This window comes from Streptomyces colwelliae, assembly GCF_048158785.1.
Classification (GTDB): Bacteria; Actinomycetota; Actinomycetes; order Streptomycetales; family Streptomycetaceae; genus Streptomyces.
In genome coordinates this window covers 1-13,563 of record NZ_JBLTJC010000005.1, presented here as the reverse complement: position 1 = coordinate 13,563, position 13,563 = coordinate 1, and the positions used below count along the sequence as shown (strand labels likewise).

Here is a 13,563-nt window from a genome sequence, read left to right as displayed (position 1 = left end):
GTCCCACGGTGTGGCGAAATCCTTTTGAACCATGGCGATCGCGCCACTGTCCGCGTCGGCAGCCGCGCGCGAGCCTGGTGGGGAACCGAAGGGACACAACTCATGACTCGCATTGCCATCAATGGATTCGGCCGCATCGGACGCAATGTGCTGCGCGCGCTGCTCGAACGCGACAGCGACCTCGAGATCGTCGCCGTCAACGACCTTACGGAGCCCGCCACTCTGGCGCGGCTGCTCGCCTTCGACACGACGTCCGGCCGGCTCGGCCGCCCCGTGACCGTCGACGGGGACACCCTCGTCGTCGACGGCCGGCGCATCAAGGTGCTCGCCGAGCGCGAACCGGCGGATCTGCCCTGGACCAAGCTGGAGGTCGACCTCGTCCTTGAGGCCACGGGCCGTTTCACCTCCGCCAAGGCCGCCCGCGCCCACCTCGACGCGGGCGCGCGGAAGGTGCTCGTCAGCGCGCCCTCGGACGGCGCCGACGTCACCCTCGCGTTCGGGGTCAACAACGACGCCTACGACCCGGCCACGCACACCATCGTCTCGAACGCCTCCTGCACGACCAACGCGCTGGCCCCGCTCGCCGCGGTGCTCGACGAACTCGCCGGTATCGAGCACGGCTTCATGACCACGGTGCACGCGTACACGCAGGAGCAGAACCTTCAGGACGGACCGCACCGCGATGCCCGCCGTGCCCGGGCCGCCGCGGTCAACATCGTGCCGACCACGACGGGCGCCGCCAAGGCGATCGGCCATGTACTGCCCAACCTGGACGGCAAGTTGTCGGGCGACTCGATCCGCGTTCCCGTGCCGGTGGGCTCGATCGTCGAACTCAACACCACCGTCTCCCGGGACGTGACCCGTGAGGACGTGCTGGCGGCCTACCGCACCGCGGCCGAGGGCCCCCTTGCCGGTGTCCTCGAGTACTCCGACGATGCGCTGGTCTCCTCCGACATCACCGGCAACCCGGCCTCGTCGATCTTCGACTCCGCCCTCACCCGCGTCGACGGCCGCCATGTGAAGGTCGTCGCCTGGTACGACAACGAGTGGGGCTTCTCCAACCGTGTGATCGACACGCTGGAACTCCTCGCCGCGGGCTGACCGACTCTCCGGCCCAGGTCGGTGGCGCCGTCAGGGTCCGGCCACGCACCCGCGGTCCGTCCCGGATCCGTTCCGCGCCAACGCACCCCGCCGAGCCCGTCGACTCGGGCTCGGCGTCGGTGACTTGCCCAGCGGAGCTTCTCGTCCTGTTGGGGTGAGCGCTGTCCATCTAGACGTCGCGCTGGTACCAAGTGCCTTGCTTGCCGCCCAGGTTGGACGGGTGGGCGGGGCCGACCGGGGTGAAGCCGGCCTTGGTCAGCACCTTCTGGGACGCGATGTTCGCGTGGGAGGTGGCCGCTCTGAGCGTGCGCAGGCCGTGCCGTGAGGCCGCCAGCCGGCACAGTTCCTCGACGGTCGCGGTCGCCACACCGCGGCCCGCGACGTGCCGCGCGACCCGGTAGCCGAGTTCGGCGGTGTGCTCCGCGGTGATGGAGTACAGGTTGAATCTGCCGAGGACCGAGCCGTCCTCGGCCACGAGCACGTAGAAGGCGCATTCGCCCGCCTCCTGTTCGGCCACCATCGCGTCGTGGCGGGCGGTGAACTCGGCGAAGTAGGCGTCGCCGCGGTCGGAGATCGAGGTGGCGAAGAAGGCGCGGTTCGTCGTCTCGAAGGCCAGGACCGCCGGGGCGTGGTCGGCGCGGAGCAGCTGTAGTTCGGGCATTTTCGGGGCCTGTTCAGGGAGTCGGTTACTTTCTGACGAGGAAGCAGGTGCCGACCGCGTCCCGTGTCTCCGGCACGCCCAGGTAGGCGAGGTCCCGGACGAAGCGTTGCCGGGAGACGGGGGTGTCGCCGGCCGAGTAGAGATAGCTCGCGGGCCAGTGAAGCCCGCCGGCCCCTTGAGCCACATCGGCCTGAGGTCGTAAGGGATGCCCGGAACGGTTCTACGGGATGTCCCCTGGTTCCTCAATCGGTTTAACTCCTCGACAGGTCTCCAACGGCCCACCTGCCGGCGTCAGTTCAGTCGTCGTAGCGGCAGGATCACCGCGGAGGGGTGGGCCGGGGTGTGGAGTACCTCCTGGTCGGCGGCGCGCAGCGTGGTGGCCGTCGCGCGTGGTTCACCGGTGCCGAGGTTGCGGTTGTAGCGGGGGAAGGCGCCGCTGGAGATCTGGACGCGGATGCGGTGGCCGTGCTTGAAACGGTAGGCCGTCGGCCACAGTTGGACCGTAGCGCACGTCGTCCCGTCGGCGTCGGTGAGACTGATCAGGCCGTCGCAGACGTTCGTGGAGCGGCCCTTCTCGTCCACGTCACACAGGCGCACGAACACGTCGGCGTACGGCAGGCTGGAGCGGAAGAAGATCTCGGCGCTCACCTCGCCGATCACCTCGACGTCCTTGTCCAGGGCGGGAGTTGTGTAGGTGAGGACGTCGGAGCGGGCCTCCAGATCGGTGTTGTCGACGCGGCCCGACTTGAGGCCGACGGCCATGCGGACGCCGCCGACGGCAGGTGTGGGGTCGGCCGGGTCGTAGTGGTAGGTGTCCGGGGCGGACTCGTCCGGCGGGTCGGCGGCCAGGGCGCCGGCGGGGTGGAGGTGGAGGCGCTGCGGGTCGTAGCCCGGCGGGGGCCAGGACGGGAAGTCGCGCCAGGTGTCCTCGCCCATCACGAACAGGCGCACCGGGGCGCGGTCGGACGGCTTCTCGCCGCGGGCGTGGGCGAGGCCGAAGTCGAGGGCCTCGGCGGCCGCCGTCACGCCGACGCCCATGGAGATGTGCGCCCACGGTCCGACGGTGAGCCGGGCCTCCCGTCCCGCCCCCTGAAGCGCCTGGAAGTCGCGGAGCTGGCCGGGCAGGAAGATGTCGTACCAGCCGCCGACCGTGCTGACCGGCACGGTGAGGTCGGCGACCCGGGAGCTGTGGTCGAGCACGGACCAGAACGGTGAGTCGGCGTCGTGGTCGAGGGTGTTCTGGAAGTAGTCGGAGCGGCGGCCGATGGCGGCGGTGTCGGCCTCGTTCAGCGGCAACGTGTACCAGGCGCGCCGTTCCTTCCGGAGCCGCAGCGCCTGGTGGAGCAGCGCTCCCCGGCGTTCCTGGCCCGCGACCTGGAGGCCCCAGCCGAAGGTCGCCTCCAGGGAGAACGACTCCTTGCGGAGGAACTCCAGCGTGAACGCGGATTCGGAGACCGAGGGGATCAACGCCTTGACCTGCGGCGGCAGTTGCCCGGACATCGACCACTGGGCGAAACCCAGGTAGCTGCCGCCGTAGAGCACGACCGCCTCGCCGCACCAGGGCTGCTCGACGAGCCACTCCAGGGTGTCGAGACCGTCCTCGCGTTCGCGGCGCAGGGGGTCGAAGTCGCCGCCGGAGCCGAAGGTGCCGCGGGTGCTCTGGATCAGCACCTGGTATCCCCGTTCGGCCAGCGGCCTGGCCATCTGCGCGGCGATCATGCCCCTCCTGCCGTACGGGATGCGGACGAGCGCGGTCGGCAGGTCGGCGGCGCCGGACCTCGGGGTCCAGCGGTCCGCGAGCAGGACGGCTCCGTCGCGCATCGGCACCCGCAGATCGTGCTCGACGGTGAGGTCCCTGGTCGAGGGCGGGGGCAGGTGCAGGAGGCGCTGGGTGAGACGGCTGGTGAGGCTCATCGGGTGTGGTCTCCGTCTGCCGGGCCTTGGTGGCTGGAGGTGAGGGTGGCCGCGAGGCGGAGCAGGCGGTTGGTCAGTTCCGCTGGGTCGAGGGGGTCGGTGCCGTCGATCACCCAGTTGTTGACGATGGCTGCGGCTCCGCCCGCGATGAACTCCGACAGGTCGTCCGCCGTCCGCTGGTCCAGCTCGCCGAACAGCTTGCGGACGGCGGGCCTGTTGAGGGAGCTGAAGAGTTCGTTGAGGGTGCTGGTCATGGCGAAGGCGCAGGACCCGGTCAGCATCGGGCGGTAGAAGGAGCGGTGCGCGGCGAAGTGCTGGGCCAATGCCGCCACCCCCTCGGTGACGTCACCGCCGACTCCGGTCCGGGGGAGCAGCTCCCGTCTCACCAGGTCGATCGCGGCTTCCGTCAGGAGGGTGTCGCGGTCCCCGAACTGCAGATAGACGAGGCGGCGGCTGACGTCCGCCGCTTCGGCGAGATCGGTGACCGGGATGTCCGTGGTGCCGCGCTCGGACACGAGGCGTACCGCGGCCGCCATCAGGGCCGCGCGGGAGCGCCGGACCCTTCGGTCCTGGGTGCCGGATTCCGGGATCGGTTCGAGCTGCATACGGGCAAGGTATACACCTGAGAATAATTACACAAGTGTGCATTTACGTTGATCGGGAGACCGCTCGCGCCCCGGAAAGGGCGTTCTCGCACCGCCCCCGACAGGTCAGCTCGGCCCCAACCCCGCGTCCCGTGCCAACAGCGCCGCCTGCACCCGGTTCTCGCACCGCAGCTTCGTCAGGATCCGGCTGACGTACGTCTTCACCGTCGCCTCGCTCACATGGATCCGCTCGCCCGCGTCGGCGTTCGACAAGCCCTCACCGAGCAGCGCGAGCACCTCGAGTTCCCGGATGCTCAGCGACTCCAGACGCCGGCGCGCCTCCTCGCCGCGCGCCGCCGCCTGCCCCGAGGCGAGCTGGTCGACCACATGACGCGTGGCGCCCGGCGACAGATACGCGTCCCCGGCCGCCGCCGCCCGTACCGCCTGGATCAGTTCGGCCGGCGCCGAGTCCTTCAGCAGGAACCCGGCGCCGCCCTGACGCAGCGCACGCAGCACGTTCTCCCGCTCGCCGAACGTCGTCAGGATCAGCGGACGCACGGCCGGCGCCACCCGCCGCAGTTCGGCCAGCGCGGCCAGCCCGTCCAGCACGGGCATCTGGATGTCGAGCAGGGCCACGTCGACGGCGTGGGCCCGGACCAGGTCGACCGCCTCACGGCCGTTGGCCGCCTCCGCCACGACGTCGATGTCGTCGGCGGAGGTGAGGATCATCCTGATGCCCGCGCGGATGAGCGGTTCGTCATCCGCGACGAGGACTCTGATCACGACTCTCCTGCAGGAAGTACGACGGGGACGACGGGCGGCCCACGACTATGACGTGGTCATGAAGGTCCGCTTCTCGATCAGTCTGCCGTCCTTGAAACAGAAGCGGTAGGCGGGCATCTTTCCTTCGTCGGCCGGCCAGTCCTTCGTGGAGAGATACGACGAGCAGGTCGCCCCCCGCGGCTCGGCGGGCGCCTCGTCGGCCAGGGCCGGGGCCAGGAACGACTTTCCGTGCGGCAGCTTGTCCCGTACGGCCGTCTCGGAGTCCCCGACCCGCACCGAGTCGTAGACCGACGGTTCGAGCATGAGCCGGTCGGACTCCTTCTCCACCAGGTTGACGACCAGCACGACGGCGAGCACCCCGAGCACCAGGAAGGTCAGCAGTGCCGCGCCGCACCCGATCACTAGGCCCTTCTTCTTGCGTCCCATGGCGATGTCGAACTCCTTCTGCCTGTCCGGCGCACCGGACCAGTCGATGTCCGCACCACCGTCGCCGGGCACCACCCCCTCGCTCTGCCCCCGGAAGTCGCTCGCCGCATCGACGAAGGTCGCTCCGTCCGGCCGCGGGTCCGCCGGCCATCGGCCGCTCTCCGACGCGCGCGGCGACCGGGGACCGTAGGGCAGCACGCCCGCGATGCGGAACCCGCCGTCCGCCGCGGGACCCGCGTGCACCATGCCGCCGACCAGCCGGGCGCGTTCCTGAAGCCCCGTCAGCCCCTGCCCGCCGCTCACCACGGGCCTCCGTAGGGCCGAAGTCGTCGCGGGTACCGGTCCGTTGGCGACCTCGACGACCAACGAGTCGGGCTCGTAGCGCAGTTCGACGGCGATCGAGGCGCCCTGCGCGTGCTTCAGGGCGTTGGTCAGCGCCTCCTGCACGATCCGGAACGCCGCGTGATCGGCGGCGGGAGCCAGCGGACGCGCCCGGCCCGTACGCCGCAGCGCTACGACCGTCCGCGCGCCCCGCGATGCATCCACCAGCCCGTCGATGCCTGCCACACCCCGGGACTGGGGCTCCAACTCGCCCTCGTCGTACCGCACTTGATCGGGTGTGCCGTCGCGCAGGATGCCGACCGCCTCGCGCAGTTCGTGCATCGCGGACACGGACGCGTCCCGCAGGACGCCCACCACCTCACGCTGCCCGTCCGTCAGGTCCCGGTCGACCTCCAGTGCGCCCGTGTGGACGGCGATCAGCGCCAGTTGGTGGCCGAGGCTGTCGTGCATGTCCTGCGCTATGCGCTGCCGCTCCCGCAGCCGCGCGTGGGACGCGATGATCTCGCGCTCGCGCAGCAGTTGGGCGTTGTGCTCGTGCAACGCGTGCAGCAGCGTGCGGCGTTGGGCGCGGTTGCGGCTGGCCAGGCCGGGCACGACCGTCGTCGCCAGGAACGCGAGCGTGGTGAACACCAGAGTCTGCACGGCGGACAGCGGCTGCGTCGGGTCGTGGACGGACAGCCCCACGAAGAGGACGTAGGTGGCGGTGAACAGCGCCAGTGCCCGCCGCGGCGCCTCGATCCTCGCCCCCGCCGACCAGCTGACCACCATCAGCACGATGCCGAAACCGCTCAGCAGACCGCCGACCGCGCCGGTGACGACCAGGACGCTCGCCGGGAAGAACCGCCGTAGCGGAGTGAGCACCGCGGCGGCCACCGCCGCGAGGGTCATCCGCAGTGTGCCCTCGCCCGTCTGGCTCAGGGCCATGGCCAGGGCCAGGACGACGGCGAGCACCGTCTCACCGGCGATCCGCCGCCGGGACCACATGCGGGCCGCGCCCAGTCGGCCCCGGACATCGAGGGCCATCGTCTTCGCGTTCACGCTCCAACGGTATGCACCGACGCCCGGGCGCACAGCATCCGTTCGTCGCATCCACGAACGACGAAAGTCGTACGGTCCGAGTCTCACGCGAGTTTGCCCACGCGCTGTCTCCGGGTCCATCTCCAGTGGCAGTAGCGGGTACTTGGAGTCACAGGCCCTGAGTGCGGGGCTGTTGGCCGAGGCTGCGTGCGTTGGACTTGATCAGCTGAACACCGGTGCCACCGGTGCCGGTTGAGGCGGCCGACCTGGGGTTGTCAGTGGCTGGTGGCAGGATCAACGGCATGGTTCTCGTGCGTACCACTCCGCCGCGGCCCGTGGATGTGACCGCGGTCTTTCCCGAGCTGGCTCCATTGGCGCGCCCCGTGATCCGGCTGCATCCCCGTCCCGGGTCGCCTTCGACAGGGGAGAGTTCGGTCGGGGGGCCGTTGCTGTGGCCGGCCGAGGAGCCGTGGCCGCACTGCGAAGACGCGCACGTGGACAGCGGATTCCGCGAGTCGCCGGCGGAAGTGCGGCTGACCAGACGCATGGTGGCCCGGCAGCTCGGTGATCCCCATGGTCCCGCGGTCACGCCCGAGGAGGAGGCGGCCAGGGAACGGAACGCCGCGATGCTCGCGGAGCGACGCGACGCAGGCCCTCCGTGGCCGGCGGAGTGCCCGGTTCCCATGCTGCCCGTGGCCCAGCTGTATCTGCGCGACATACCCCTGTTGCGGCCGCCCGGACAGGCCGATCTGCTCCAGGTCCTCTGGTGTCCCTACGACCACGATCCGGAACACAAGCCGTCGACCGCACTGTTCTGGCGGTCCGCCGCGGAGGTCGGCGACGTCCTCGTCGCACCGCCGGAACCGTATGAGGTGAACTGGCCGGGATATGTGCCGGAGCCCTGTCTGCTGGCACCGGAAGCGATCGCCGAGTATCCCAACAGCCTCGATCTGAGCCTGGAGATGCGGCGGGCGGTGGAGGACTGGAGCAGATGGCAGGCAGCCGACGTCGGTGTGGACAGCTCGTACGCGGACTGTCCGGCGGAGTTCTACAACGGCAACCTGGCTGACGCTCCCGGCTGGAAAGTCGGCGGCTGGCCTCCGTGGGGCCGCACCGATCCCATCCCCCAATACTGCGGTGTGTGCGACGTGCGGATGGTCCCGCTGCTGACCATCGCCTCCTTCGAATGGGACGGTGGTGAGCTGCGCGGCTGGGCGCCGTACGAAGACCGAGCCGCCGCCTACGCCGACAGGCATCAGGCCGGCCAGAACCCTGCGCGGCCGACCAGGGTAGAAGTGGGCAGCACCGACAACATGCAGCTCTATGTCTGCCCGACCTCTCCCGAACATCCGCACACCGACCTGATCCAGTGAGCTGTCGGGCCTGTCGCACACCCTCCGCAGTCGGCGGCAGAAGTGCCGCCGCGTCGTCAGGGTGTGTGACGAGCCTGCCGTCCACGTACGAAGATCCTGTCAGCGTCCGATCCGCGTCCCGTCCGGCTGTCCGCCCGTCGTACGGCACCGCATTTCGGGCGGCGCGCATCGGGAACTACTTCTGTCCCAACGCTGTACGGGCATCCGGTGTTCGAGATAGCGTCACCACGCAGCTGCCGAGTGAAACGATTCAATCCACTGCGCTCAAGGGGACAGCATGGCGTCGAACAGCACACCGGACAAAGGCATTTCCCGTCGCGTGGCCCTGGCGGCAGCCGGCACCGTCGGACTCACCGCGGTGTCCCTCTCCACCGGACTCCCCACGGCGGAGGCGCTTCCCGCCGAGGAGGCCTCCGCTTCCGTCACCGGCAACTCGGCGCGTCGCTCCGGCGGTTGGCACCGCTACGTCCAGGGACCGTCCTCGCGCACGGTCCGCCCGGTGCGGATCACCACGTCGACCGGAGACGTGAAGAACCCCGACGCGCTGCTCAAGCCCGGCGGAGCCAGATCCGTCCTGCGGCGTCCGCAGCCCGCGGCGGCGCCGACCTGGCCCGCCGGCACCACGGCGGAGGCCTCCTCGGCCCACGCGGGCAACAACGGCAACGACGGTCAGCCGCGCACCTACGACGCCACCAACGCGATCGACGGAGACCCGGACACCTTCTGGAACGACGACACCCTGGGCGTCTTCCCCGACGTCCTCACCATCACCGCGCCGCAGGTCACGCCCCTGCAAGGCATCACCGTGATCTCCAACAGCGACGGCGTGCCGACCGACTACACCGTCGACGTGTGGAGCGACGGCGACTGGCACACCGCCGCCACGGTCACCGGCAACGACGCGGTGCAGAAGGCCGTTCCGTTCACGGCGGAGGTCAGCACCGATCGCGTCCGCATCACGGTGACCCACGCGCAGGACACCTCGCACGGCAACTTCACCCGGATCAACGAGGTCTGGCCCGCGCCCGTCGAGCCGATCCCGATCCCGACCGTCACCGTGGACTTCGGCAAGGTCGTGGTCGGATATCCGCAGATCAGGTTCACCTCCGCCTCCGCCAACTCCCCGGGCGTACGCGTCGCGTTCTCCGAGACCCGCCAGTTCCTCACCGACCGCTCGGACTTCACCCGCGCCGACCAGGCGGGCGGCGCCGGACAGGGCACGGACCAGTTCGCCGTACCCGCCAAGGGCGCCAACTGGACCGATCGCAAAGGCTTCCAGGCCGGCGACAAGGTGTTCGCGGACGGACTGCACGGGTTCCGCTACCTCAAGATCAGCCTCGACGCACTCGCCTCGGACAGCCCCGCCGCGCAGCCCTGGGGCACGGTCGAAATCGACTCCGTGGCGCTCCAGTTCACCGCGTACGTGGGCACACCGAGCACCTACCGCGGCTGGTTCCTGTGCTCCGACGACGAGTTGAATCGTTACTGGTACGGCGCCGCGTACACCAACGAACTGGTCACCGACACCTTCCGCCAGGACGACGTCGACCCCCGTAACGCGTGGAGCTCCACGCTGGAAGGGAAGTTGGTCCTCCAGGACGGCGCCAAACGGGACCGCGATCCGTACGTCGGCGACCTCGCCGTCTCCGCGCGCACCCTCTACCTGACCCACGACGACGCCGCGGCGGCGGCCCGCAACGTCCTGGCCGACCTCGCCGACCACCAGCGCGCCGACGGCTGGATCCCGCCCGCCTCCATCGGCAACTACACGCTGCCGCTCTTCGACTATCCGCTGTACTGGGTCACTTGCAGCTGGGACTACGTCCTCTACACCGGGGACCGCCCGTACGCGACGCGCTACTACCCGACCCTGTTGAAGGTCCTGGACACCTGGTACCCGAGCGTCACCGACGACGCGGGCCTGCTGAGCAAGGGCCTCAACGGCACCGGCGGATACGGCGACTACGCCTTCCTGGGCCGCACGGGCCGCGTCACCTACTACAACGCGCTCTACGTCCAAGCCCTCCAAGGCGCCGCCCAGTTGGCCCGCCTGCTGGGCCAGAAGACCGACGCCGAGCGCTGGAGCACGCGGGCCGACAACGTTGCCCAGGCCGTCAACTCCCTGCTGTGGGACGCCGATGCGGGCGCCTACCTGGACTCCGGCACGGGCGCGGTACGGCATGCCCAGGACGGCAACTCCCTGGCCGTCGTCACCGGCATCGCCGACACGGCCCGCGCCACCTCGGCCCTCGCCCATCTCGACGCGACGACGCAACGGCCGTACGGCAACGCCTTCATGGACAACGACACCCTCTTCGACCAGGCCTCCCAGCGGGTGTACGCCTTCACCTCGTACCCGGAGATCGAGGCGCGCTTCGTGAGCGGTCAGGCCGACTCCGCGCTCGACCAGATCCGCCGGATGTACGGCTGGATGGACAAGAACGACCCCGGCATCACCCACTGGGAGGGCATCGGCCCGAACGGTTCGCTGTACGAGGACGCCTACACGAGCATGGCCCACGGCTGGTCCACCGGTGTCCTGCCGGCGCTGACCCACAACCTGCTGGGCGCCCGGCCGACCTCGCCCGGATACGCCACCTGGGAGGTACGCCCGCAGCCCGGTGACGTCGACTGGGCGACGGGCCAACTGCCCACCCCGCACGGCCCGTTGGGTGTCGAGTGGGAGAACGGCGCGCACGTCTTCCGGCTCACCGTCCACGTGCCCAAACACACCGAGGGCTCGATCGCTCTCCCCGGAGACGCGCGCGACCAACGCGTGAGCTCCGGCCGGCGGACGCTCTGGGACGGGCGGCGGGCGTCGAGCCGCGACGTGAGGGTGGTCGACGGGACGGTCACCGTGTCGGGCCTGGGCCCGGGCGACCACGGTTTCGTGTGCGAGGCGCGCGGCGACTGACCTGTCGGTGTGATGCCGAGGAGTGCTCGCCTCGCGTGAGCGCATGAGGACGAACCGTCCCGGGACAGGCCCGGAGCCTCCGTCGAACCCGGGGCGGTTCACCCTGTTGTGAGGACTTGGCGCGAGGCCTGTGAAGCGAGCGTGCCCTTTGACCAATTGTGGCGGGTGCTTTGCCTGTCCTTGCGTTGCCCGCCCCACCGCGCCCACCTAGCCTGACCTGCGGACCAAGGGAGGGCCGGCATGCTGAAGACCGTCCGGGAACAGGCAGCGGGACTCACCGGAGACCAGCGCAACGCCTTCGTCGCCGCCTACTTGGGCTGGGCGATGGACGCCTTCGACTACTTCCTCGTCGTACTCGTCTACAGCGAGATCGCCGACGACTTCCATGTCTCCCTCACGGACATGGCCTTCCTCACCACGGCCACCCTGGTGATGCGACCGGTCGGCGCCCTCCTCTTCGGCCTGTGGGCGGACCGCAAGGGCCGCCGCACCCCGCTCATGGTCGACGTGGCCTTCTACTCGGTCGTCGGATTCGCCTGCGCCTTCGCACCGAACTACACCGTGCTGCTCGTCCTGCGCCTGCTGTACGGCATCGGCATGGGCGGCGAGTGGGGCCTGGGCGCGGCGCTCGCCATGGAGAAGATCCCGGCCGAGCGACGCGGCTTCTGGTCGGGCCTGCTGCAGAGCGGCTACTCGCTGGGCTATCTGCTCGCCGCGGTGGCGTTCTTCGTCATCGAACCCGCCTTCGGCTGGCGGGGGTTGTTCGCCTTCAGCCTCGTACCAGCCCTGGTCTCGCTGTGGGTGCGCACCCGGGTGGAGGAGAGCGAGGTGTGGGAGAAGAGCGTCAAACTCAACCGCACGCCCGCCTACCAGGTGTTCAAGAACCCGGCTGTCCTACGGCGGTTCGTGTACCTGGTCGCGCTGATGACGGCCTTCAACTGGATGTCGCACGGCACCCAGGACATCTACCCCACCTTCGTCAAGAAGGGCCTGGGCCTGTCCCCGGACACCGCGATCGCCATCGCCGTCGTCTACAACATCGGCGCCATCATCGGCGGCATGGTCCTCGGGGCGTACTCCGAGCGGCTCGGGCGCCGGCGCACGATCATGATCGCGGCGGCCGCGGGCCTGGTCGTGGTGCCCTTCTTCGTCCTGTCCACCGCCGTGGGCTGGCTGATGCTCTCCTCCTTCCTGATGCAACTGTGCGTACAGGGAGCCTGGGGCGTGATCCCCGCACACCTCACCGAGATGAGCCCGGACACGATCCGGGGCTTCTACCCCGGCGTCACCTACCAGCTCGGCAACCTGATCGCCGCCCTCAACCTGCCGATCCAGGAGGCCCTCGCCGAGCGGCACGGATACCCGGCGGCGATGGCGTGGACCGTGACTCCCGCCCTGATCCTGGTGATTGTGCTGAGCGCCGTCGGCAAGGAGGCGAAGGGGATCCGGTTCGGCGGCACGGGGACGCAGGCGCCGAGCGCCGCGGCGGCGGACCCGGTGTAGCTCCGGCGGCGTGTGCAGGGGGCAGCCGGTCGCAGGTCAGTGGACCGGTGTACCCGGTCCCGTGGCGGCAACCGGCTCCAGCCGTCGCACGCGGGGCCGACCGCGTCGTAGCAGGGGCCGTTCGACGAGGGCGTACGACGCGAGGGCCGCGGCGAACGTGGCCGCGAGGCCGGTCTGGAGCAGGGCGTCACCGCGCACACCGAGGTCGTGCAGCAGCCGGATGACGGGGTAGTGCCACAGGTACATCCCGTAACTGAGGTTGCGCCCGATCCAGACCATCGCGGACAGCGAGAGCAGGCGGGTGGGCCACGACCGGGGGCACAGTTCCAGCGCGGCCACCACGCAGGCCGTCAGCAGGGCGGCGGCCAGGAAACCGACCGTGTACCAGACGGGGTTCCAGCCGCTCACCTCGGTGATCGGGATCTGCCAGGCGATCAGCCCCAGCACCGCGAGCGCCGGCCAGCAGAGCCGTCCCGCCCAGCGGCGCAGCGACGCCAGGCGGGGGTCGTCGGCGCGCAGCCGGGCCAGGACTAGGGCGAGCAGGGCGCCGACGAGGAGTTGGTCGGCGCGGGTGTCGGGGCCGTTGTAGATACGGTGCGCCGCCGAGGGATCCCAGAGCACCGTCCGCCAGAGCACCGGCAGCACGCACAGCACCGCGACCCAGCCCAGCACGACCCGTGCCCTCGCGTGCCGCAGCAGTGCGAGCAGGAGGAGCGGCCAGGCGAGATAGAACTGCTCCTCCACTCCCAGGGACCAGGTGTGGCTCAGCGGTGCGGTGAGATCCGAGTACGTCCCGGAGTCCCCGGCCCGTACGAGATTGACCACCGCCCAGTTCGAGCACGGCAACGAGGTCCGCACCGCGCACGGCGGCCAGCCGTTCGCCAACCCGCGTGGCGCCTCCGCGGGCACGCTGCGTGCCAAGGAGCGCGCTTATACGGTCCCGAT

11 protein-coding genes are annotated in these 13,563 nt (G+C 70.1%); 4 read left to right on the top strand and 7 right to left on the bottom strand.

What is annotated here, in order from left to right; translation table 11 throughout:
- Positions 1 to 102: 102 nt before the first annotated feature.
- Positions 103 to 1,101 carry a type I glyceraldehyde-3-phosphate dehydrogenase gene (gene gap / locus ACNFOC_RS01850; RefSeq protein ID WP_416955877.1) on the top strand — a complete coding sequence of 333 codons (999 nt, stop codon included), beginning with the start codon at positions 103 to 105 and terminating at the stop codon, positions 1,099 to 1,101.
- A gap of 169 nt (positions 1,102 to 1,270) precedes the next feature.
- Here gap and ACNFOC_RS01845 read toward each other — a convergent pair whose 3' ends face one another.
- The 6 genes from ACNFOC_RS01845 to ACNFOC_RS01820 all read right to left on the bottom strand — a co-directional run bounded on the left by ACNFOC_RS01845 (position 1,271) and on the right by ACNFOC_RS01820 (position 6,834).
- Complete coding sequence (locus ACNFOC_RS01845) at positions 1,271 to 1,762, bottom strand: GNAT family N-acetyltransferase (protein ID WP_416955875.1); 492 nt, start codon at positions 1,760 to 1,762, stop codon at positions 1,271 to 1,273.
- A 25-nt stretch (positions 1,763 to 1,787) separates the two neighbouring features.
- Positions 1,788 to 1,946 carry a hypothetical protein gene (locus ACNFOC_RS01840; protein WP_416955873.1) on the bottom strand — a complete coding sequence of 53 codons (159 nt, stop codon included), beginning with the start codon at positions 1,944 to 1,946 and terminating at the stop codon, positions 1,788 to 1,790.
- 107 nt (positions 1,947 to 2,053) lie between these two features.
- Entirely contained in the window at positions 2,054 to 3,676 is a 1,623-nt protein-coding gene (locus ACNFOC_RS01835) for a CocE/NonD family hydrolase (RefSeq protein ID WP_416955871.1), read from the bottom strand.
- Positions 3,673 to 4,281, bottom strand: coding sequence for a TetR/AcrR family transcriptional regulator (locus ACNFOC_RS01830; RefSeq protein ID WP_416955869.1), 609 nt, complete (start codon positions 4,279 to 4,281; stop codon positions 3,673 to 3,675). The genes ACNFOC_RS01835 and ACNFOC_RS01830 overlap by 4 nt, the downstream gene beginning before the upstream one ends.
- A gap of 105 nt (positions 4,282 to 4,386) precedes the next feature.
- Positions 4,387 to 5,043: a response regulator transcription factor gene (locus ACNFOC_RS01825; protein WP_416955867.1), complete on the bottom strand. Its 657-nt coding sequence runs from the start codon at positions 5,041 to 5,043 to the stop codon at positions 4,387 to 4,389.
- Positions 5,044 to 5,088: 45 nt separating this feature from the next.
- Complete coding sequence (locus tag ACNFOC_RS01820) at positions 5,089 to 6,834, bottom strand: sensor histidine kinase (protein ID WP_416956008.1); 1,746 nt, start codon at positions 6,832 to 6,834, stop codon at positions 5,089 to 5,091.
- Positions 6,835 to 7,130: 296 nt separating this feature from the next.
- On the opposite strand from ACNFOC_RS01820, the gene ACNFOC_RS01815 reads away from it, so the two are divergent.
- The 3 genes from ACNFOC_RS01815 (at position 7,131) to ACNFOC_RS01805 (ending at position 12,618) form a co-directional block, all read left to right on the top strand.
- Positions 7,131 to 8,201, top strand: a complete 1,071-nt coding sequence (locus tag ACNFOC_RS01815; RefSeq protein WP_416955865.1) for a hypothetical protein — start codon at positions 7,131 to 7,133, stop codon at positions 8,199 to 8,201.
- 277 nt (positions 8,202 to 8,478) lie between these two features.
- A complete protein-coding gene (locus tag ACNFOC_RS01810; RefSeq protein WP_416955863.1) occupies positions 8,479 to 11,115 on the top strand; it encodes an alpha-L-rhamnosidase-related protein in 2,637 nt (878 codons plus the stop codon).
- Between the two features lie 240 nt (positions 11,116 to 11,355).
- On the top strand, positions 11,356 to 12,618 hold the full coding sequence (locus tag ACNFOC_RS01805) for an MFS transporter (protein WP_416955861.1): 1,263 nt from the start codon (positions 11,356 to 11,358) through the stop codon (positions 12,616 to 12,618).
- Positions 12,619 to 12,654: 36 nt separating this feature from the next.
- Here ACNFOC_RS01805 and ACNFOC_RS01800 read toward each other — a convergent pair whose 3' ends face one another.
- Positions 12,655 to 13,443: an acyltransferase family protein gene (locus ACNFOC_RS01800; protein ID WP_416955859.1), complete on the bottom strand. Its 789-nt coding sequence runs from the start codon at positions 13,441 to 13,443 to the stop codon at positions 12,655 to 12,657.
- Between the last annotated feature and the right edge of the window lie 120 nt (positions 13,444 to 13,563).